A 21,309-nucleotide genomic window follows, 5' to 3' on the forward strand; every position below is an offset into this window, starting at 1 on the left:
CATGTTAAAGTATATTCTTTGGACTTCACTTTATGTTTTGCTTATCATAGTTCCTTTGATTTTAGTGGTTGCATATTATACTTATGCTGAGAGAAAGGTTATTGGCTATATGCAAGATAGAATAGGTCCAAATAGGGTAGGATCTTTTGGATTGTTACAACCGATAATGGATGCTTTAAAACTTTTTCTAAAAGAGATAATTATTCCAACGAATTCTAATAGATATCTATTTTTTATAGCACCTATTTTAGCTTTTGCACCAGCTTATGCTGCTTGGGCTGTTATACCATTTGCAAAAGGTGTTGTACTATCAGATATGAATCTTGGGTTATTATATATCTTAGCAATGACTTCTTTTTCAATCTATGGGATTGTGATAGCTGGTTGGGCTTCAAATAGTAAATATTCTTTATTTGGTGCTTTAAGAGCAGGTGCTCAGGTTATTTCATATGAATTAGCCATGGGTTTTGCAATAGTCGGCGTTGTAATAGCATCAGGTTCAATGGGGATAACTGGTATTATAGAGTCCCAGCAAGGTGGTATTTTACATTGGTATTTTATCCCGCTATTTCCACTATTTATAGTTTATTTTATATCAGGAATTGCAGAAACTAATAGAGCACCTTTTGATGTTGTAGAGGGTGAATCTGAAATTGTAGCTGGACACCATATAGAATATACAGGATCTAGGTTTGCGTTATTTTTCTTGGCAGAATACGCAAATATGATATTAATAAGTATCCTAACGGCAATTATGTTCTTAGGTGGTTGGAATTCACCTTTCCAAGGAACTTCGTTAGAGAGCTACTTTAATATTGTCCCAGCAACAGTTTGGTTATTCGGTAAAACTGGTATATTTATGTTTATGTTCTTATGGATAAGAGCGACATATCCTAGATATAGATATGATCAGATCATGCGTCTTGGATGGAAAATATTTATTCCACTAACATTCATTTGGGTAGTAGTGGTAGCATGCATGGTCAGATTTGGTGTGGGACCTTGGTGGTAAAAAGGATAGTACAATGAGAAATATAACGACTTTTTTAAAGACTTTTTTATTGTGGGAATTGTTAAAAGGTCTTAAGGTTACTGGTAAACACTTCTTTACCCGTAAAGTTACGGTACAATATCCAGACGAAAAAACGCCAATATCAAATAGATTTAGGGGCTTACATGCTCTTAGACGTTATGAAAACGGCGAAGAAAGGTGTATTGCATGCAAGCTTTGTGAAGTGGTTTGCCCAGCTTTGGCTATTACTATAGAGTCTACAGAAAGAGAAGACGGTTCGCGCAGAACATCTAGCTATGAGATTGACTTATTTAAATGTATTTTCTGTGGTTTTTGTGAAGAATCTTGTCCAGTAGATTCGATAGTAGAAACAAATATATTAGAATACCACTTTGAAGAGCGTGGTGAAAATATCATGACTAAAGCTAAACTTTTAGCAATAGGCGATAAATATGAATCTCAAATAGCAGCAGATAGACTACAAGATAAGGATTTTAGGTAGAAATATGTTTTTAACAGACGTTTTATTTTATATTTTTGCATCGTTAGCTATTGTTTCTGCTTTGGTATTAGTGTTGGCTAATAATCCAGTCAATTCTGTGATAGCTATGATTTTTACATTTATATTTACAGCATGTGTATGGATTGTATTACAACAAGTATATTTAGCTTTACTGTTGATTGTGGTGTATGTTGGTGCAGTGCTTGTGATGTTTTTATTTGTAGTATTTATGTTGGATTTACACGTTGAAGAACAAGGTAGAGTAGGTAGATTTTTTTATGCTTTAGCCGCTATAATTGTTTGTGCTATATTTGCTACTATTATAAGTTATGCCGCTATACATGTGTTTGCAGGTAGTCAGATGCAAGCTGGTGTGGGTGGTCTAAAAATTATAGGCTTTACTATGTTTAATGATAATAATTTGTACGTTTTTGAGCTAGTTGACTTTATTTTATTAGCAGCTATGGTAGCGGCGGTGACTTTAACTTTAAGATCTAAACGTAAAAATAACAAATCTGTTGATCCAGCTAAACAAGTTAAAGTTAGAGCAAAAGATCGTTTAACAATGGTAAAAATACCAAGTAATAAAGGTAAGGCAAATGAGTAACTTAATATCAGTTTCAGTAACAAATGGTTTGATTTTTAGTACGATTTTATTTGTTATAAGTATTGCTGGGATCATTATAAACAGAAGAAATATCTTGATTTTACTAATGTCTATAGAGTTAATGCTTTTAGCTGTCAATACTAATTTTTTAATATTTGCTAATATGCACCAACAAGCAGTAGGTGGAGTTTTTGTGTTTTTTATTATGGCAGTAGCAGCAGCTGAAACAGCTATAGGTTTAGCGATAGTTGTTGCAATATTTAGAAAGCGCAAGACAATTGATTTAAGTAAACTTAATACTTTGAGAGGCTAGGCAATAATGATAATAAATAATCAAATAGCAGCCGTATTAATAGCAGTTATAGTTTTATCACCTTTATTGGGTGCTGTTATTGCAGGTTTTTTTGGTAGGTCTGTCAAAAATGAAGGTGTTAGCTTTTTTACCATTTCTTTATGTGGTCTCTCTTTTGTGCTTAGTGCAGTTTTAGCATATGGTGTTTTTAACGGTCATGTATATGATATAAGCTTTTATCAGTGGGCACCAATATCTAAAGAGTTTTCTTTCGATATTGGGTTTACTGTAAATAGAATAACTGTTTACATGATGCTTATAGTTACATTTGTATCTACTTTGGTGCATGTTTACTCTATAGGTTATATGAAAGGTGAAGAGGGCTATGCGAGATTTTTTGCGTATATCTCTGGTTTTACTTTTGCCATGCTATGTTTAGTAATGGGTAATAATTTCCTATTGTTATTTTTTGGCTGGGAAGGAGTAGGATTATTTTCTTACTTATTGATAGGTTTCTACTTTAATAGAGAGAAAGCAAACGTTGCTAGCTTAAGAGCTTTTATTGTAAATAGGGTTGGTGACTTAGGATTTTTATTAGGTATTGGTGCAGTAATTTTATATACAGGTTCAGTTGATTACGGTACTGTCTTTGCAGCTTTGCCTAATATTGATAATACTCAGGTTGTTCATTTCTTAGGTTTGAGTTTTAGTCCAGTTACACTTATATGTGTGCTTTTATTTATCGGGGCTATGGGTAAATCGGCTCAATTTCCATTACATTCATGGCTAGAGGGCTCTATGGAGGGTCCTACTCCTATTTCAGCTTTGATACATGCTGCTACAATGGTTACAGCCGGTGTGTTTATGGTTGCTAGATTATCACCGATGTTTGTATTATCAGAAGCAGCTTTAAGTTTTGTACTTATAATAGGTGCAATTACTTGCTTGTTTATGGGTCTTATAGCAATAGTTCAAACAGATATAAAAAGGGTTATTGCTTATTGTACTTTATCACAGTTGGGTTACATGATGGTCGCTCAAGGGGCTGGAGCTTTTTCTATAGGAATGTTCCACCTTATGACACATGCGATGTTTAAAGCGCTATTATTTTTAGCAGCAGGTTCCGTGATCGTAGCAATGCACCATGAGCAAGATATCCGTAGAATGGGTGGATTAAGAAAGTATATGCCAGTAACTTATATATGTATGTTTATAGGAACATGGTCTTTAGCTGCGTTACCACCATTTTCAGGTTTTTTCTCAAAAGATTTGATTATTGAAGCTGCACAAAGTACAACTGTATTTGGTCATAAGTTCGCTTATTACATGGTTTTAGCATGTGCATTTGTAACTTCTTTTTATATGTTTAGAACATTTTTTCTGGTGTTTCATGGTAAAGAAAGAATGTCTGAAGATGAGAAATCGCATCTTAAAGAATCTTCAATTAGTATATTAATACCTTTAATATTGCTAGCTATTCCATCAGCTTTTATTGGTGAATACTTTTTTGATAGTATTTTATCCCAAAATCAAGGGTTGTTTGGAGATACGATAAGTACATATAGCCAAGTTGGTTTGCATGGTGTGTCTGTAACGGCACATTTAGCTAGTGAACCGTTTACTGCTGCTCCTTTTGCTTTTATGGAACACTCTATAGATACCTTGCCTTTTTGGTTAGCATTAAGTGCGCTAGTATTAGCTTATGTTTTATACATTTGGTTTCCTTGTATACCAGAGTTTTTATCAAAAACTAGCTCAGGTGTAGGAGTTATATACCATATTTTAGTTAGAAAGTATTTTATAGACTTTTTGTATGATGTGGTTTTTGTGAGAATATTTTTATGTATCAGTGCCTTTCTATGGAAGGTAGTTGATATATTTATCATAGATAAAACGATTGTACATGGTACATCTAATCTAATATACCAAACAGGTGATAACTTTAGAAAAGTGCAACGTGGTTATGTGTATGATTATGCGTTTATCATGATTATAGGTGTATTGTTATTTATGATGTTGCTAATAATAGTTTAGGCAGTTAGAGGGTAGATTTATACTATGAATTTAGGAAATTACTTATTAAGCTTGATAATTTGGTTACCTATTGTAGGTGGTTTTGTAGTTTTAGCTACTAGAACAAAAGAGCTACACGGAGATGCTGCGCGCTGGGTTGCACTAGTATTTAGTAGTTTAACACTAGCTTTATGTATTTCTTTAGTAGGCGCGTTTGATCCTTCTAGTTCAGCGATGCAATTCAAAGAAAGTGTAAAATGGTTCAAAGTATTTGGTTTACACGATGTTTACTATAGCTTAGGCGTTGATGGCTTTTCAGTTTTATTTATTGTATTAACATCTTTTACTACTTTGGTAATAGTGTTAGCTGCTTGGACCTCTATTAAAGTCAAAGTTAGACAATATATGGCTATCTTTTTGATAACTTGTGGTTTAACTAATGGTGTTTTTGCTGCAACAGATTCAATTTTATTTTATGTATTTTGGGAAGCTTTACTTATTCCAACTTGTTTAGGTATAGGTATCTGGGGCGGTAAGCGTAAAGCTTATGCAGCTGTTAAATATTTTATGTATACATTTTTTGGTTCAGTGTTTTTACTAGCGGCTATATTGTATTTACAGACTAGAGTGGCTAATTCTTCTACAGATATTTTAATCAATGCTGATACTTACTCTATCCAGAACTTTATAGCGTGGGCCACACAGTCACAAGGTTTAGCTGATACCGTTAAGTTTACACTTACAGCACAGTGGCTAGTGTTTGGTGCTTTTTTCTTAGCATTTGCTGTGAAAATCCCAATGTGGCCTTTTCACTCATGGTTACCAGATGCCCATTCTGAAGCACCTGCTGGAGGTTCAGTAATATTGGCAGCACTTATGCTTAAGTTAGGAGCATATGGTTTTTTAAGGTTTGCAATCCCAATGTTACCAGAGGTTACTACCTCATTAGAATATGTATTGGTGATTTTATCTTTAATAGCAATTGTTTATGTCGGGATAGTGGCTGTTGCGCAAACAGATGTTAAAAGACTTATAGCTTATTCATCTATTTCCCATATGGGTTTAGTAACTTTAGGATTATTTTCTATATTTATACTAAAAAATATAGACCCTAATTTAGGAGCAACTCATGCTCAACTTGCTATACAAGGAGCAGTGTTTCAGATGATAGCTCATGCGTTTTCTTCTGGTGGTATGTTTATAGGTATTGGTTACTTGTACTTAAGAATGCATACAAGAGAAATTTCATCATTTTCAGGAGTGGCAAAAACTATGCCAATATTTGCAACGTTCTTTTTACTATTCTGTATGGCTAACGTTGGTTTACCAGGTACCAGTGGTTTTGTGGGTGAATTTATGATATTGTTGGCAGTTTTTCAGTACTCTCCACTTGTGGCTTTGATAGCTGGTCTAACTTTGATTGTTGCTCCAATCTACACACTGTGGATGTATAAGCGAGTTTTTTTTGGTGAAGTAGTTTCAGCACAAGTAGCTAATTTACAAGATTTAAATAAAATGGAAATTTTAGTATTTATACTATTAGCGGTACCAACATTATTGTTTGGTTTATATCCAGAGCCGATACTTAAGCTTTCAGCAGCAGCTTCGGCGCATATTGTTGGTTTATCTCTATAAGGTGGTGTTATGAATTTATCTGTTCTTTTTATCTTACCAGAAATATTGTTAGCAGTAGGTGTTTTGATTGTAATGTTCTCTGGGCTATTTTTACATGGTAAAATTAGAAATATTAATTATATCTTTTTTCAGGTATTTGTAAGCTTAGCACTAATAGCTACTTTTGCTAAAGAGTATCTCTTACAAGCAGGAAGCGCCTTTGAAGGACGAGTAGTCTTTAATGGTTTTGCCTATACATTACAGCTGGTAATCTTGGTTTTATCTTTGTTTGTTGCCTTATACTCACGTGAGTATGTTAAAGATAGAAAAATTTCCGATGGCGATTTTTATACATTGCTAATGTTAGCTATCTTAGGATCAATGGTTCTAACTGCAGCACATAATCTGATAACTATTTATATTGGTTTAGAATTATTGTCATTGCCATTATATGCTTTAATTGCGATTTATCGTGAATCTGGTAAAGGTTTAGAGGCTGCAATTAAGTATTTTATCCTTGGAGCGATTGCTTCAGGATTATTACTCTTTGGTATGTCATTTGTTTATGGTATCACAGGGCAGCTAGATATAGTCAATATTGCTAAATTTATAACTGCGCATAGTTTTGACAGTTTAGAATACAAATTCTTACTAATCTGTTTAGTAATGATGACAGCAACTTTCTTATTTAAGCTTGGTGCGGCACCATTTAATATGTGGTTACCAGATGTGTATGAAGGAGCACCAAACGCGGTGGCTAATATTGTAGCAACTATTCCTAAAGTAGCAGCATTTGCTATGTTGGTAAATATCTTATTTGTTGGCTTCCCAGAATTTAAAGCATCATGGGTATATTTATTTAGAGTAATTGGTATTGCATCAATATTCTTTGGTAGTTTAGTAGCATTATCACAGACTAATATAAAAAGACTGTTGGGTTATTCAACAGTTTCCCAAATTGGTTTTGTACTGTTAGCAACGACTTTGGAACCACAAGGTTATGCCTTGACAGCAGCTAGTTTTTATGTGATCGTGTATGTATTTACAACTTTGGCAGCATTTGGTGTTTTGACCACTATAAGTGTTGGTGGTTATGAGGTACAAAGCTTTAATGATCTAAAAGGTTTTAATACCAAAGATCCCTGGTTGGCATTTATCTTTTTAATAGTATTATTTTCAATGGCAGGTATTCCACCATTTGGTGGCTTTATAGCAAAACTATTTGTTATTATGGGACTGATAAATAATGGTAGTTACGTTTTAGCTTGTTTTGTATTATTTATGGCAGTGATAGCTTCATTCTACTACATCCGTGTTATCAAGATGATGTATTTTGACGAACCTGAAAATGAAGAGACAGTAAAAGCACCACTTACCTCTTTAGTGGCATTAAGTATAAATGGTTTGGTATTACTATTTTTAGGTATTATGCCGATGCTTCTTTTGGGCGTTCTTTCTCAGGTTGTGAATGTTATATAAAGATTAATCTTAGTTGCCTATTTGAGTTTTACAAACTATACTTTTAATTATGCTACAAAAAAACTTAAATATATTATGAAAAAAGTTCTTGGCCCAATAAATGATATAATTAAAAATTCAAAAGAAAGTATTCTGAAAAAAAGCCTTAAAAAGCTTGATGTAGTAAGTAGAGAGGAGTTTGAAGCCCAAAAGAAAATACTTTTAAAGACGCGTCAAAAACTTGAAAGTATAGAGGCTAAATTAGACCAGCTGTTAGCAGAGAAAAAATAGCTATGTCTTTAGCAGTACTAAAAAGTAGAGCTCAGCTTGGTATAGAGGCACCTTTAGTTTCTATAGAAGTTCATTTATCAAATGGTCTACCGAGTCTATCAATCGTTGGATTACCAGAAACTGCTGTTAAAGAAAGTAAAGATAGAGTCCGCAGTGCTATTATAAACTCAGGTTTTAACTTTCCTAATAAGCGAATTACTATTAATCTAGCTCCTGCTGATTTACCTAAAAGTAGTGGTAGATTTGATTTACCGATAGCTTTAGGAATACTTTACGCATCAGGTCAAATAGATGTTAGTAAGAATGTTGAGGATTTTGAATTTGCTGGAGAGTTATCTTTAAGTGGTGAGCTTAGAAGGGTATCTAGTGCTATACCGATGGCTATTAAGTGTGTGCAAGCTGCTAAAAAACTTATTTTACCGGTTCAGAATGAGAAAGAAATAGGTCTAGTTGAAGGTGTTGAAGCTTATAGTTTTGTTAATTTAAAAGAGGTAGTGGATTTCTTATCAGGTGAAATTAACAAGTCAAAAGTAAAGCCTAATGTAGATATCGACTTTGATAGCCTTTATCAAGACTTGGAGGATGTAAAAGGCCAATATCAGGCGAAAAGGGCTTTAGAAATAGCAGCAGCTGGTGGACATAATATTCTTTTAGTAGGGCCGCCAGGAACAGGCAAAACAATGTTAGCTAGTAGGTTAAACTCAATTTTACCACCATTAGATAAACAAGAAGCTCTCTCATCAGCAATGATAGCCTCTATTAAAGGTGAATCTAATGTAGCAGAAAGTTTTTATAAAAGGCCTTTTAGGCACCCTCACCATACATCTTCAGGAGTATCTTTGGTGGGTGGTGGTAGTAACCCTATGCCAGGAGAAATCTCTTTAGCTCATAACGGAGTGTTATTTTTAGATGAGTTGCCTGAGTTTGACCGTAAAGTTTTAGAAGTTTTACGAGAACCTTTAGAAACTGGGATGGTAAATATTTCACGTGCTAGATGTCAAGTAGAATATCCAGCAAACTTTCAACTAATTGCTGCTATGAACCCTTGTCCCTGTGGATACTTGGGCTCTCAATCTAAGGAATGTACAGATTCTATACAAACAATACGTAGGTATCAAAGTAAGTTATCAGGGCCTTTGTTGGATAGAATAGATTTACATGTAGAAGTTTTAGAATTGTCTAAGGAAGATCTTACTAACCAAAACCTTAAAGGTGAAAAAAGTAGCTTAGTCAGAGCTAGAGTTGAAAGGGCACGACGGTTACAAATATCACGACAGAATAAAATTAATGCGTTGCTAAGTAGTAAAGAGCTTGATAAAGTTTGTTTGCTTGGTGAGGATAGTAAAAAAATGCTTGAATTAGCAATAGAAAAGCTAGGGTTATCAGCAAGAGGATATTATAAGATACTTAAAGTAGCTAGAACTATAGCTGACCTTAATGGTAATAATGAGGTTGATAAAAAAGCAATTCAAGAAGCTATAAGCTACAGAAAGATGGATAAGTTTATAAAGTAGGTTTTATTGTATGAGAAAATTATTTTTAAATGCTTTTAGTAAAGAAAAGTTAGATAGACCACCTGTTTGGATAATGCGTCAAGCTGGTAGGTATTTACCAGAGTATAGAGAAGTTAGGTCTAAATTTGCAGATTTTATGGATATGTGCCGTAACCCGGATGCATGCTGTGAGGTGGCTTTACAACCACTTAGAAGATATGACCTAGATGCAGCAATTGTCTTTTCGGATATATTGACTATCCCAGAAGCTATGGGGTTAGATCTGAAGTTTGTAAAAGGAGAAGGTCCTATTTTTTTAAATCCTATAGAGACTAGTGATGATCTAAATAAGCTACTTGAAGTTGATGAAAGCATAAGTAAGTTACAGTATGTTTATGCTGCTGTTAAAACAACTAAAGCTGCTGTAAGTGTTCCTTTAATAGGTTTTACTGGTAGTCCATGGACATTAGCTGCATATATGATAGAGGGAAAAGGTTCCAAGCAGTTTAATAAGCTACGAAAAATGATGTATGCAAATCCACAATTAATGCATCAATTATTACAGAAACTAGCAGATATTACAGTTATCTATTTGTTAGAGCAGATAAAAGCAGGTGCTGATTCTTTGATGATATTTGACACTTGGGGAGGGATTTTACCATTAGCTCAATATAAAGATTTTTCTTTAGATTATATGCAATACATAGCTAAAAATGTCAAACAGGTTGTACCATCAGTACCAATAGTGTTTTTTACAAAAGGAGGCTCAAACTTTTTTGGTGAATATAAAGATTTGTCTTGTGATGGGGTTGGTGTTGATTGGAGTATAACTATTGAACAAGCTCGTCAAAGAATAGGTGATGGTAAAGTCTTGCAAGGGAATTTTGATCCAGCATTTCTATACTCAGACAAAGAAAGTATACGAAAAACAGTAAAGCAACATATGAATGTTATCCAGTCAGATAAAGCTAATAATTATATAGTTAATTTAGGTCATGGCATATATCCAGACATTAATCCTGAACACGTAAAAGCTATGATTGATGCTATTAGAGATTTTAATTGCTAAGAAAGACTTGAAATAGTATAAAATAATGCTATTATATATTCACATAGACGCGGGGTGGAGCAGCTTGGTAGCTCGTCGGGCTCATAACCCGAAGGTCGTTGGTTCAAATCCAGCCCCCGCTACCAAATAGAAATTTTTTATTTAAAGGCCCTTCAAGGGCCTTTTTGCTATCTGGAGATAAGCAAAATTAAGGGGTGAAAATGTTATTAGATAAATTATATGATATAGTAGAGCCTATAACTGCAGATTTAGGTTATATCCTTTGGGGAATAGAGATTATTGGTAGTGGTACAGTTACGGTACGAGTGTTTATTGACCATGAAAATGGTGTTTCTGTGGATGATTGTCAAACAGTAAGTAAAGATTTAAGTGCTATTTTTGATGTAGAGGATCCTATTTCTGGTAAGTATGTACTAGAAGTGTCTTCACCGGGTATGAATAGACAAATTTTCAATATTAATCAGGCACAAGCTTTAATTGGATTCACTGTAAAAGCTGTAACATTTGAACCAGTAAACTCACAAACAAAATTTAAAGGAGTTTTAGATAGGGTTGAAGGAAATAGTATAGTTTTAAAGTTAGATGATAATAAAGAAGAAAGTTTTGATTTTCAAGAACTCAAGAAATTAAGAGTTTCACCAGAGTTTTAGTTAATAGAGGTAAGAATATGAGTAAAGAATTACTATTGGTATTAGAAACGGTAGCAAATGAAAAAGATATTTCAAAAAATCTTCTATTTGAAGCTATGGAGGAAGCCTTAGTCACGATACTTAAGAAAGAGCTTGATGATAGGATGAATATAGAAGTTAAGATTAATCGAGTTACAGGTGATTTTAAGGCTGAACGCGTATGGCATATTGTTTCTGAGGATAAGGATCTAATAGATTATTCTAAAGAATTATACGAAGATGTTGCTAGAGAGAAAGGTTACGATGTTGTAGCTGGTGATGTATTCAGAGAAAATGTTGAAGTCAAAGAGTTCGGTCGCATAGCTGCTGCTACGGCTAAGCAAATCTTAATGAAAAAAATTAAAAGCTTTGAAAGAGAAAAAACAGCAAAAATATATCAAGATAAAATTGGTGATATTGTTTATGGAGAAATTAAAAGAGCTACATATGAGTTGCTAATTGTAGATTTAGGTAACAATGCTGAAGGGATACTGCCAAAGAAAGATTTAATAGCAAGAGAAAGATTTCGTGTTGGTGATAAAATTAGAGCTTGTGTTGAAAGTGTAGACTGTGACGATGAAGGTAAGCCTAACACTATTATGCTAAGTAGGGCTAGTAACACTATGCTAAAAGCTTTATTTAAGCTAGAAGTTCCAGAAGTTGAAGAAGAAATTATTACTATAGTTAATGTAGTTCGCGAATTAGGGTTTAGAGCTAAGGTCACAGTAAAAAGTAATGATCAAAGAATAGATCCTTGTGGTGCTTGTGTGGGAGTTAGAGGTTCTAGGATTCATTCCATAATGAGCGAATTAAATGGTGAAAAGGTAGATGTTATATTGTGGGACCAAGATATTGTACAATATGCTATTAATTCTTTATCACCAGTTGCTGCAGAGGATATCTTAGAGGTTAATGTTGATGAAGAAACTAACTCTATGGATATAGTTGTTAAACAAGAAAGCTTATCTAAAGCTATTGGTAAAAATGGTGTAAATGTAAGATTAGCAAGTGCTTTAATTGGCTGGAAAATTAATGTCCTTTCAGATGCTGAGCAAGAAGAAAAACAAATGTCTATAGTAGAAAAATTTGTCGAAGTTTTAGATATTGATCATGATTTTGCTTTAGTTTTAATTGAAGAAGGAATTGAGACATTAGAAGACCTAGCATATCTAGATAAAGAAGAGCTTTTAGAAATTGAAGGCTTTGATGAGGATATAGTCAATGAGTTACAAGAAAGGGCTAAGACAGCTCTTTTATCTCAAGCATTAGGTGATAAGGAGCCTGCAGAAGATCTTTTAAACATGCAGGGTATGCAGGAAGACTTAGCTAAGCAGTTGGCAAAAGCGAATATAGTAACTATGGAAGATTTAGCCGAGTTATCAGTAGATGAGTTGCTTGAGATTGTAAAAGTTGATGAACAAAAAGCTACAGACTTAATAATGCAAGCAAGAGCTCCTTGGTTTGAATAAGAAGGTACCGAGATAAAAGTACATAAGGAGAGAGAGATGGCAGAAATTACGGTTGGGCAATTGGCACAACAAACAAATAAAGATGTTGAGACTTTGTTAAAGCAGTTAAAGTCTTTTGGTATTAGTAAAGCTAATGAAAATGATACTTTAACCCCATTGGAAATGAAGACTCTTTTGGAAAAAATAAATAGCGCAAAAAGTTCTGCAACTAGAAAAAAAGTGACAACTACAATGAAACTTGATGGTAAACATAAAATTAATGTTTCTGTTAAAAGAAAAAGACGAGTTGCTAGGAGAACAGAAGAACCGGCTGTTGTTGCTGGCAAAGAAGCTTTTGTTGCACAAAAAGAAGGCTTTCAAGTATTTGGTAAGCCTCATGAGAAAGAACTAACTCAAAAAACAGAGCTTGAACCAAAAAAACAAGATTTAACTTCTGTTAAGGATATTGCTATAGTAGAGAATTCTGTGGTGGCAGATACAAAGGAGCAAAAAATTATAGAGCCAAAAGATAGTGGTTTTAAGTTTATTTCTATACCAGAACAAATAGCAACAACTGATACTGAGTCTAATGTAATAAATGCGGCAAAAAAGAAAACAGTCAAAAAAGAGTTTGCTAGCACTTCTACTACAAATACCAAGTATAAGAGGGAAGAAGAAGATAAACGTGCAAAAACTAAAAAGGCAGCTGGTAAAGGATTTAAAAAAGCAAATCCAAGACAGTTATCACAACTAGCTGGAGATTTAGAATCTTTTGATGAGTTTGGAGCTAAAAAAGGTAAGCTTAAGGCTCCAAAAGTTAAAAAACAAGAATTTACAAAACCAGTTGAAAATACAGTAAAGACTGTAGAAATATACGAAGGTATCACAGTAAGTGATTTAGCTCAGAAAATGTCCGTAAAAGGTGCAGAGATAGTTAAAACTCTTTTTAACATGGGTGTTATGGCAACTATTAATCAGTCTTTAGACCAGGATACAGCTATATTGATAGTTGAAGATATGGGTCATAAATATACTTTGCACAATGAAAATGCTTTAGAAGAAGCTATAACTGTGGTTGATAGAAGTGGTACCCAAAAGCTATCAAGGGCACCAGTTGTAACGATTATGGGACATGTTGACCATGGTAAGACTTCTTTACTAGATTATATTCGTAAATCTAGAGTTGCCTCTGGGGAAGCTGGAGGTATTACTCAACATATAGGAGCTTATTCTGTAAAAACTAACAAAGGATCTATCACTTTCTTAGATACTCCAGGGCATGAAGCATTTACTTCTATGCGTGCAAGAGGGGCTAAGTCAACAGATATAGTTATCTTAGTCGTTGCTGCGGATGATGGTGTTATGCCACAAACTGAAGAGGCTATACAGCATGCTAAAGCAGCAGGGGTTCCAATACTTGTGGCAGTAAATAAAATTGATAAGCCAGAAGCTGATCCTGAAAAAGTTATAAGTGAGCTTGCTCAGAGAAATGTTATACCAGAAAGCTGGGGTGGGGATGTTATGTTTGTAAATGTTTCTGCTAAAACAGGTGAGGGTATTACAGATTTGCTTGATGCAGTTCTCCTACAATCAGAAGTTTTAGAGTTGGAGGCTTTTGATGATGGTTATGCTGAAGGAGTTGTTGTTGAATCAAGGTTAGAAAAAGGAAGGGGTCCTGTAGCAACTATACTTATCCAAAATGGTAATTTAAAGCAAGGTGACGTTGTCCTGTGTGGCACAGAGTTTGGTCGTGTTAGAGCTATGCATGATGATTTAGGTAAAAATATTAAATCAGCAGGACCATCTACTCCTGTGGAAATCCTTGGTTTGTCAGGGGTGCCAGCTGCTGGTGACCAAGTGATAGCTGTTGAAAGTGAGAAAAAAGCAAAAGAGGTTGCTTCCCAAAGAGCTCAAAAACAAAAAGACGCTAAGATAGCTCATGAGCAGACTTTGAAATTATCAAATATGTTTAATCATATAGGTAAAGATGGCGAACAAAAAACTTTAAAAATTATTCTTAAAGGAGACGTTCAAGGTTCTGTTGAAGCTATTAGGGATTCTTTACTTAAATTATCTACAGATGAAGTTAAGGTTGAGATTATTGCTAGTGGTATTGGTGGAATTACTTCATCAGACATTACTCTAGCAGTAGCATCTATGGCGGTAGTTGTTGGTTTTAACGTTCGTGCTGATGCTGCTGCTAAAAAATTAGCAGAAACAGATGGTGTAGAGTTACGTTATTACAATATTATCTACGATTTGATAGATGATGTTAAAAAAGCTATGAGTGGTCTTTTATCTCCAGAGATGAAAGAGCAAATAGTTGGTATAGCAGAAGTTAGAGAAGTGTACAGATCTTCTAAGTTTGGTTCTATAGCAGGATGTATGGTTATAGAGGGTGTAGTCAAAAGGGCTAACCCTATACGTGTACTTAGAGATAACGTTGTTATATATGAAGGAAGCCTTGAGTCTTTAAAAAGATTCAAAGATGATGCTGCTGAGGTTAAAAAAGGTCTTGAATGTGGTATAGGTGTTAAAAACTATAACGATGTTAGGGCTGGAGATCAGATAGAAGTATTTGAAGTTATTGAGGTAGCTAAGGAGTTGTAATCATGGCAACACAAGGTAGAGTGCAAAGGGTAGCAAGTGAGCTTAAGAAAGTGATATCTTTGCTATTACGTTCTAAGATTAAGGATTCAAAGCTAGCTAGCGCAACGGTTACAGAAGTAGAAGTTTCTAAGGATCTATCTTTTGCAAAAGTGTATTATACGTGTTTGATTCCAGAAGATACTGCTTATATTTCAAAAGCCTTTGCAAAGTCAAAAGGTTTTTTTAGATCATCTATTGCAAAGTCATTGAGTTTAAGAGTGGTTCCGGATCTTAAATTTATTTATGATAGTTCCCTTGATTATGGTATGCAAATGCAGGAGAAGATTTCAAAAGCCCTAGATGCAGATGCCAAATTTATAAGTCAAAATGATGATTCATTGGAAGATAACTACCGAAAACCTAAAGATGATGACGTAGAGAAGTTAAGATAGGTTGGATTTATGAGTAAATTTACTATTATCCGTGGTTTTAATGATGTTCTACCTAATGATAGTTATAAGTGGCAATATCTAGAGTCACAGATAAAAGAGATTTTGGACCAATATAACTATAATGAAACTAGACTGCCAATTCTAGAGAAAAGTGAATTATTCCATAGAAGCGTTGGTGAGACATCAGATATTGTTTCAAAAGAAACTTATGATTTTACTGATAGAAATGGTGATAGTCTGACTTTGCGTCCTGAAGGTACAGCAGGATGCGTTAGAATGGTTCTAGAGAATAATCTTATAAATAGAGGGCAAACCCAAAAACTTTGGTATTGTGGTCCAATGTTTAGATACGAAAGACCACAAAAAGGAAGGTATAGGCAGTTTTACCAACTTGGGGTAGAAGCTTATGGGTTTGATAGTATAGCTATAGATCTAGAAGTTATATCTATAGTTTGGAGTTTATTTAAAAAACTTGGGTTGGTGGAGCATATAACCTTAGAGCTAAATAGTTTAGGTTCTAGTTTAGATAGGCAAAAGTATACTAAAGCGTTGTTGGATTACCTTAAACCATTCCATGATCAACTTGATGATGATGCTATAAAAAGGCTGGATAAAAATCCCTTAAGGATACTTGACTCAAAGATTCCAACTACGCAAAAAATCCTTGAAAATGCTCCTAAGCTTATGGATTTTATAGAAGCTGAATTATTGGAAAGGTTTCAACAAACATGTCAATATGTAGAGTCACTAGGCATTAAATATACTGTTAATAAGAATTTAGTACGAGGACTTGACTATTATAGTGGTTTAGTTTTTGAATGGACTACAGATAAGTTAGGTGCTCAAAGCGCGATTTGTGCTGGTGGTAGATATGACAAGTTAATAGAAGATCTGGGTGGTCAAAGTAGTGGCGCCATAGGTTTTGCAATAGGTATAGAAAGACTTTTACTTTTGTTAGAAACTTTAGGTAAATTACCTTCACAAATTAATGAATGCGACGTATTTTTTATATTAGAAAAAGAGAGTTTATATAAAACTTTAAGCTTAGTTGATTATATACGTTATGAGCTTAGTGGTTTAAGGTTTGATATGGATTTGAAGTTTGGTAGTTTCAAATCACAATTTAAAAAAGCAGATAAATCTGGAGCGAAGATCGCAGTAATAATTGGTTCTGAGGAGTTAGAAAAACGTCAAGCTGTGATAAAGTATTTGCAAGAAAATAAGCCCCAGCACCGAGTTGGATTTGAAAAGCTAATAAACTTTTTAGAAAAATAAACTATGAAATTATATAACATAAAAGGTTATGCCTGGATCGTGGTAGGGTTAAGTTCATTTTTACTTATTGATAAGTATATTATGAATGTTTCTCCTAGCTTAATAGCTAACGAATTGATGAGTAGTTTCTCTATCAATGCTACACAAATGAGCGCGATGGTTTCACTTTTTCTGTGGTCTGTTGTTTTTTGTCAGTTTTTTGTTGCTGGACCTATCATCGATAAACTAGGGTTTAGGAAAGTAAGTTTCTTTTCTCTTATATTGTCAGCTATAGGATTATTATTATTTGTTCTTGCTGCTGACATACATAGTTTTCTATTGGGGTGTGTTTCAAGACTGATGATAGGTGTAGGGGCATCTTTTGCTACTGTTGGATATATCAAAGCAGCAGCTGTATGGTTTGACCCGCGCAAGTTTGCTTTTGTGTGTAGCTTTTTAATGTCAGCAGCAATGACAGGTGCTTTACTTGGGCAAGTTCCTTTGGTTTATCTTATAGAACTAACAGGTTCTTGGCATAACGCTTTAATTAGCTATGCGTGTTTTAGTATAATTATAGCTTTACTATATTTAGCTTTAGTTAGAGATTATAATCCTCATGCTTCATTTTCAAACCAATTAAGGCAAAAAACGGGCACTCTTGAAGGTATTAAAAAAGTATTGTTAAACAAAAACAACTGGTATCTAACCATGTATACAGGTCTGACTTTTACTACTATAGATGTGTTTGGAGGTATTTGGGGTAATAATTACTTTAGAGGATTATATGGTATTGATGCTAAAGAGGCTTCATATATAGTCTCTATGATGTTTTTAGGTTTAGCTATAGGTTCGCCTGTTATAGGAAAATTATCAGAGAAGTTTGATAATAGAGTTAACATAATGGTTTTCTTTCATATTATTGCTACTTTAGCCTTAGCAGTAGTGCTTGAATTTAAACTTACTCCAGCGATATCTGGTACTCTATTGTTTATATTTGGTTTTTGTTTGGGTGTGTATATGCTAGCTTTTGCGATAGGTAATCGTATCAACTCTATAGTAGTAGCTGCAACTGTAGCTGCTCTTATAAATACAGGTGAACCATTGTTGGGAGCATTATTTGATCCACTTATAGGATATTTCTTGGATATGACATGGAGTGGTCAATACCTAGACATGCATAATAATATTGTAAATATTGCCACTGACGGAGCTCATAGATACTTCAGTATTAATGCTTATCATAGAGCGTTTTTAATATTGGTGTTTAGCATGTTTATATCATTTTTCCTACTGATATTAGTAAAGGATAAGGAAGTTAAATAACTCAATATGATTTTAGAGCAAGTATATTTTGCAAAAGTAAAACAATTAGGGTTAAAGGTTGATCCACTACAGCTTGAAGCTATACAGTCTTTGCAGAGAATAATAGATGAGCTAACGACAAAAAAAAAGCCTAAAAAACTTTTTTTTAACAAATCTATTTACCCTCACATTAGAGGATTTTATATGTGGGGCGGTGTAGGACGAGGTAAAACCTTCATTATGGATATTTTTTATAATGAAGTACCTACATCAAAGAAAAAACGTCAGCATTTTTCTCATTTCATGAAAGATATTCATACGCGTCTGCGTAGTTACCAAGGGAGTAAAAACCCTATTGCAAAGGTAGCCTATGACATCGCAAAAGATACTCAACTTATTTGCTTTGATGAATTTTTTGTTGAAGATATTGCGGATGCTATGATTTTAGGCAATATTTTTAAAGAGCTGTTTAGTTTAGGTGTAGTCTTGGTAGCAACTTCAAATATCGAACCTCAAAGACTATATTTAAATGGCTTACAAAGAGAGCTGTTCTTGCCTGCAATAGATGTACTGATAGCTAATGTTGATGTTTTAAACCTTGATTCAGGGGTAGATTACCGTTTTCGCTTACCAAATGAGTATCTTAATTATTTATACCCATATAACGAAGCTAATAGGAAAAATTTTTTTGATAAGTTTTTTTTAAGTAATAAATATTTTGATAAAGATTTGAAGATAAACATTTTAAATAGGGATATTGATGTTATTTTAGTTAGTTCTAAGGATGTTTGCTTAGATTTTAAGGCAATTTGTGGTGATGGGCGTAGTGCTAATGACTACATTGAAATTTGTAAAATCTATAGACAGATATTTGTCTATAATCTAAAAAGTTTTAGTCAGGCAAATGAGGATATGGCTAGGAGATTTATCTCGTTAATAGATGAATGCTACGACCAAAATAAAAAAGTTATAATTTTGGCAGATTGTGACTTTAAAGAAATTTATAAAGGTAAGCGATTAAGCTTTGAATTTCAAAGAACTATAAGCCGACTTAACGATATGCAGAATCCTGGTTTTGGAGCCTTAAATGACTAGTGTACAATATTTAGAAGTTTCTGATGATGTTATTGAGCAACGAATAGATAATTATCTGATTGGCAGATTTACTAAGTTACCTAAACCTTTGATATATCGCTGGATTAGAAAGGGTGAGTTGCGAGTAAATAAAAAAAGAGTTAAGCAAACCTTGCGTGTAAGTGCTGGAGACATAATTAGGATTCCTCCTTTTAGCATCGAAGGTGAGGAGCAACCAGTTAAAATTAGTCAGTCCCATTTAGACTTTTTGGAAGAAATTATTTTATATGAAACGGATGATTATATAGTAGTAAATAAGCCTTCCGGAATAGCCGTACATGGTGGCTCAGGGGTTAACTCAGGGCTTGTTGAAAGGCTTAGGCAGCTGCGTCCACAAGCTAGGCGTCTGGATTTGGTTCATAGGCTTGACAAAGAAACATCTGGTTGTGTGCTGTTGGCTAAAAAGCATAGTGCATTGGTATATTTTTTTGATTTATTTAAGCAAAGAAAAGTAGACAAAATTTACCATACTATAGTTCATGGGTTTTGGGATAAGAATATTAAAAGGATAGATTTACCTCTTAAAAGAACAGAAACAAAAGATGGGCAGAGAATAGTTAAAGTTGATAAAAAAGAAGGTAAAACAGCTATTACTAATATTTTGTCTGTTGAACATTTACCTGGGGAATATAGCTTACTTAAGGTAAAGTTAGAAACAGGGAGAACACATCAAATAAGAGTGCACTGTAAAGCTATGGGACACCCGATTGTTGCAGATAAAAAGTATGGGTTTGTTAATATTGATGAAAAGCTGGCTAAACAAGGTATAGATAAGCTTTTGTTGCATGCTAGTAAGTTAGAATTTTTTGATCAAAAAAAACAACAAAAAATTACTATAGAAGCTAATTTAGATGAAAGGTTTGTTTATTTTTTAAATACAATCTAAAATAAATAACTGGAGTTACGGACTTTTAAATTTAAGCAGTCATTTTGAGTATTTTTTTCATTTTTATAATTTCCCTATGACTCGCTTGATTGGCGGCGATTAACATTTTCCTTTTCAACGCATAGTGATTTTTATTTGAAGCAAGTTTTAGTTTTTCAAGTTCAATAAATGCACCTATAGATAAACCTATATGGTTAAGCTGAGTAGTAATTACAGATGTAGGTGATTTAGCAAGACTAGCGTTTTGTTTTATACTTCGATGATAAACTTCTATATTCCATCTTTTTTGATAGATATCTTCTATGTGGTTACTCTCTAGGTTTAGATCATTAGTAATTAAATAAATCTCACCTGTTGAATTGTCCCCGTTTTTGAAGACTTGGCGAGTAACCACAAGACTATATTTTATATCTTTTAAATAAATTTTCATAGCCTCATTTTCTAGCAATCCTAATTCATCTAACCTACAGTAGTTACCAGCAAGAGCATTAGCTTTACTCTTAGCAACTAAACGATTATTTGCTATACCTATTACATACGAGAGTTTATGTTTGTTAAAGAATTTCAAATTAGTTTTAGAAGCAAAATATCTATCAGCTACTATATAATCAAAACTAGAGAAATTCTTAATAATTTTCAATATCAGTTTTCTTGCCAGTTCATTAATTGTGTAGCGTGCTTTACGCTTTAAGCGCTCCATACCTGCTTTATCTTTTTCTACTACAAAGTTTTCCTTAGTTTGTACTTCAAAGCCTACAGGAATATTAGCATCTCCAACGTGGATTAAAGCACTAATAAGATTGATGCCTTTAACTGCTCTACCTACAGAATGATCATAAAACCAGTTTACTACCTCATTGACCATACTATCAGATTTAGGACTTATTGTATTGTCTATAGATAATATCTTTGGCTTATCTTTGTAGGCGTTTAAAATACTTTTACCTTTTAACCAGACATATTTACTTTCATAACTACCAACTTTTAACATCCGAGAAAAACTATCATGCTTTACTAGTTCATCTAACATACTTGAACACATTGTCGCACTTGCTTGGGAGTTTTGACATAATAAATATTCAGTATATAGATTGGCTAATTCACGTTGTTTCATTTTTAGAACATAACATAGTTGATGTAATTATAAATTAACACATAGAAAACTTTTTCGCTTTAACTTTTTCCCAAAAGTCCGTAACTCCAGTAAATAACTACAACTATCTAA

19 protein-coding genes and 1 tRNA gene are annotated in these 21,309 nt (G+C 33.7%); 19 read left to right on the forward strand and 1 reads right to left on the reverse strand.

All coding sequences use genetic code 11. The features are described 5' to 3' along the window. The first annotated feature begins 1 nt into the window (after position 1). The 19 genes from nuoH to E4K63_RS00835 all read left to right on the forward strand — a co-directional run bounded on the left by nuoH (position 2) and on the right by E4K63_RS00835 (position 20,084). Positions 2–1,012, forward strand: coding sequence for an NADH-quinone oxidoreductase subunit NuoH (nuoH, locus tag E4K63_RS00745; RefSeq protein WP_133942372.1), 1,011 nt, complete (start codon positions 2–4; stop codon positions 1,010–1,012). A 13-nt stretch (positions 1,013–1,025) separates the two neighbouring features. After that, a complete protein-coding gene (gene nuoI / locus E4K63_RS00750; protein WP_133942373.1) occupies positions 1,026–1,514 on the forward strand; it encodes an NADH-quinone oxidoreductase subunit NuoI in 489 nt (162 codons plus the stop codon). 4 nt (positions 1,515–1,518) lie between these two features. Beyond that, the gene (locus E4K63_RS00755) at positions 1,519–2,121 is read left to right on the forward strand and encodes an NADH-quinone oxidoreductase subunit J (protein ID WP_133942374.1); all 603 of its coding nucleotides are present in this window, start codon (positions 1,519–1,521) and stop codon (positions 2,119–2,121) included. Next, entirely contained in the window at positions 2,114–2,434 is a 321-nt protein-coding gene (nuoK, locus tag E4K63_RS00760; RefSeq protein WP_133942375.1) for an NADH-quinone oxidoreductase subunit NuoK, read from the forward strand. The genes E4K63_RS00755 and nuoK overlap by 8 nt, the downstream gene beginning before the upstream one ends. A gap of 6 nt (positions 2,435–2,440) precedes the next feature. Then, positions 2,441–4,447: an NADH-quinone oxidoreductase subunit L gene (gene nuoL, locus E4K63_RS00765; protein ID WP_133942376.1), complete on the forward strand. Its 2,007-nt coding sequence runs from the start codon at positions 2,441–2,443 to the stop codon at positions 4,445–4,447. A 24-nt stretch (positions 4,448–4,471) separates the two neighbouring features. After that, positions 4,472–6,061: a complex I subunit 4 family protein gene (locus E4K63_RS00770; RefSeq protein WP_133942377.1), complete on the forward strand. Its 1,590-nt coding sequence runs from the start codon at positions 4,472–4,474 to the stop codon at positions 6,059–6,061. 9 nt (positions 6,062–6,070) lie between these two features. Then, positions 6,071–7,519 carry an NADH-quinone oxidoreductase subunit N gene (locus E4K63_RS00775; protein ID WP_133942378.1) on the forward strand — a complete coding sequence of 483 codons (1,449 nt, stop codon included), beginning with the start codon at positions 6,071–6,073 and terminating at the stop codon, positions 7,517–7,519. A 75-nt stretch (positions 7,520–7,594) separates the two neighbouring features. Then, positions 7,595–7,789 carry an accessory factor UbiK family protein gene (locus E4K63_RS00780; protein ID WP_133942379.1) on the forward strand — a complete coding sequence of 65 codons (195 nt, stop codon included), beginning with the start codon at positions 7,595–7,597 and terminating at the stop codon, positions 7,787–7,789. A gap of 2 nt (positions 7,790–7,791) precedes the next feature. Beyond that, a complete protein-coding gene (locus E4K63_RS00785) occupies positions 7,792–9,303 on the forward strand; it encodes a YifB family Mg chelatase-like AAA ATPase (protein WP_133942380.1) in 1,512 nt (503 codons plus the stop codon). Positions 9,304–9,313: 10 nt separating this feature from the next. Beyond that, positions 9,314–10,351: a uroporphyrinogen decarboxylase gene (gene hemE / locus E4K63_RS00790; RefSeq protein WP_133942381.1), complete on the forward strand. Its 1,038-nt coding sequence runs from the start codon at positions 9,314–9,316 to the stop codon at positions 10,349–10,351. Positions 10,352–10,399: 48 nt separating this feature from the next. Beyond that, positions 10,400–10,476: transfer RNA gene (locus E4K63_RS00795), tRNA-Met, on the forward strand. Positions 10,477–10,551: 75 nt separating this feature from the next. Then, on the forward strand, positions 10,552–11,001 hold the full coding sequence (gene rimP, locus E4K63_RS00800; RefSeq protein WP_133942382.1) for a ribosome maturation factor RimP: 450 nt from the start codon (positions 10,552–10,554) through the stop codon (positions 10,999–11,001). Between the two features lie 17 nt (positions 11,002–11,018). Continuing rightward, entirely contained in the window at positions 11,019–12,488 is a 1,470-nt protein-coding gene (gene nusA, locus E4K63_RS00805) for a transcription termination factor NusA (protein ID WP_133942383.1), read from the forward strand. A 36-nt stretch (positions 12,489–12,524) separates the two neighbouring features. Continuing rightward, entirely contained in the window at positions 12,525–15,077 is a 2,553-nt protein-coding gene (infB, locus tag E4K63_RS00810) for a translation initiation factor IF-2 (protein WP_133942384.1), read from the forward strand. A gap of 2 nt (positions 15,078–15,079) precedes the next feature. Continuing rightward, entirely contained in the window at positions 15,080–15,508 is a 429-nt protein-coding gene (rbfA, locus tag E4K63_RS00815) for a 30S ribosome-binding factor RbfA (RefSeq protein ID WP_133942385.1), read from the forward strand. Between the two features lie 9 nt (positions 15,509–15,517). Further along, on the forward strand, positions 15,518–16,783 hold the full coding sequence (hisS, locus tag E4K63_RS00820) for a histidine--tRNA ligase (protein WP_133942386.1): 1,266 nt from the start codon (positions 15,518–15,520) through the stop codon (positions 16,781–16,783). Positions 16,784–16,786: 3 nt separating this feature from the next. Continuing rightward, positions 16,787–18,085, forward strand: a complete 1,299-nt coding sequence (locus E4K63_RS00825) for an MFS transporter (protein ID WP_133942387.1) — start codon at positions 16,787–16,789, stop codon at positions 18,083–18,085. 6 nt (positions 18,086–18,091) lie between these two features. Continuing rightward, complete coding sequence (zapE, locus tag E4K63_RS00830) at positions 18,092–19,159, forward strand: cell division protein ZapE (protein WP_133942388.1); 1,068 nt, start codon at positions 18,092–18,094, stop codon at positions 19,157–19,159. Then, the gene (locus tag E4K63_RS00835) at positions 19,152–20,084 is read left to right on the forward strand and encodes an RluA family pseudouridine synthase (protein WP_133942389.1); all 933 of its coding nucleotides are present in this window, start codon (positions 19,152–19,154) and stop codon (positions 20,082–20,084) included. Before zapE ends, E4K63_RS00835 begins: the two co-directional genes overlap by 8 nt. A gap of 31 nt (positions 20,085–20,115) precedes the next feature. On the opposite strand, the gene E4K63_RS00840 is transcribed toward E4K63_RS00835, so the two are convergent. Next, positions 20,116–21,198: an IS701 family transposase gene (locus tag E4K63_RS00840; protein WP_179965672.1), complete on the reverse strand. Its 1,083-nt coding sequence runs from the start codon at positions 21,196–21,198 to the stop codon at positions 20,116–20,118. Positions 21,199–21,309: the final 111 nt, after the last annotated feature.

This window comes from Allofrancisella inopinata, from assembly GCF_012222965.1.
GTDB classification, from domain to species: domain Bacteria; phylum Pseudomonadota; class Gammaproteobacteria; order Francisellales; family Francisellaceae; genus Francisella; species Francisella inopinata.

What these genes read in the sequence shown, in the direction of transcription:
- nuoH (WP_133942372.1), top strand. Translation starts at nt 2, where the DNA reads ATGTTAAAGTATATTCTTTGGACTTCACTTTATGTTTTGCTTATCATA.
- nuoI (WP_133942373.1), top strand. Translation starts at nt 1,026, where the DNA reads ATGAGAAATATAACGACTTTTTTAAAGACTTTTTTATTGTGGGAATTG.
- E4K63_RS00755 (WP_133942374.1), top strand. Translation starts at nt 1,519, where the DNA reads ATGTTTTTAACAGACGTTTTATTTTATATTTTTGCATCGTTAGCTATT.
- nuoK (WP_133942375.1), top strand. Translation starts at nt 2,114, where the DNA reads ATGAGTAACTTAATATCAGTTTCAGTAACAAATGGTTTGATTTTTAGT.
- nuoL (WP_133942376.1), top strand. Translation starts at nt 2,441, where the DNA reads ATGATAATAAATAATCAAATAGCAGCCGTATTAATAGCAGTTATAGTT.
- E4K63_RS00770 (WP_133942377.1), top strand. Translation starts at nt 4,472, where the DNA reads ATGAATTTAGGAAATTACTTATTAAGCTTGATAATTTGGTTACCTATT.
- E4K63_RS00775 (WP_133942378.1), top strand. Translation starts at nt 6,071, where the DNA reads ATGAATTTATCTGTTCTTTTTATCTTACCAGAAATATTGTTAGCAGTA.
- E4K63_RS00780 (WP_133942379.1), top strand. Translation starts at nt 7,595, where the DNA reads ATGAAAAAAGTTCTTGGCCCAATAAATGATATAATTAAAAATTCAAAA.
- E4K63_RS00785 (WP_133942380.1), top strand. Translation starts at nt 7,792, where the DNA reads ATGTCTTTAGCAGTACTAAAAAGTAGAGCTCAGCTTGGTATAGAGGCA.
- hemE (WP_133942381.1), top strand. Translation starts at nt 9,314, where the DNA reads ATGAGAAAATTATTTTTAAATGCTTTTAGTAAAGAAAAGTTAGATAGA.
- rimP (WP_133942382.1), top strand. Translation starts at nt 10,552, where the DNA reads ATGTTATTAGATAAATTATATGATATAGTAGAGCCTATAACTGCAGAT.
- nusA (WP_133942383.1), top strand. Translation starts at nt 11,019, where the DNA reads ATGAGTAAAGAATTACTATTGGTATTAGAAACGGTAGCAAATGAAAAA.
- infB (WP_133942384.1), top strand. Translation starts at nt 12,525, where the DNA reads ATGGCAGAAATTACGGTTGGGCAATTGGCACAACAAACAAATAAAGAT.
- rbfA (WP_133942385.1), top strand. Translation starts at nt 15,080, where the DNA reads ATGGCAACACAAGGTAGAGTGCAAAGGGTAGCAAGTGAGCTTAAGAAA.
- hisS (WP_133942386.1), top strand. Translation starts at nt 15,518, where the DNA reads ATGAGTAAATTTACTATTATCCGTGGTTTTAATGATGTTCTACCTAAT.
- E4K63_RS00825 (WP_133942387.1), top strand. Translation starts at nt 16,787, where the DNA reads ATGAAATTATATAACATAAAAGGTTATGCCTGGATCGTGGTAGGGTTA.
- zapE (WP_133942388.1), top strand. Translation starts at nt 18,092, where the DNA reads ATGATTTTAGAGCAAGTATATTTTGCAAAAGTAAAACAATTAGGGTTA.
- E4K63_RS00835 (WP_133942389.1), top strand. Translation starts at nt 19,152, where the DNA reads ATGACTAGTGTACAATATTTAGAAGTTTCTGATGATGTTATTGAGCAA.
- E4K63_RS00840 (WP_179965672.1), bottom strand. Translation starts at nt 21,198, where the DNA reads ATGAAACAACGTGAATTAGCCAATCTATATACTGAATATTTATTATGT.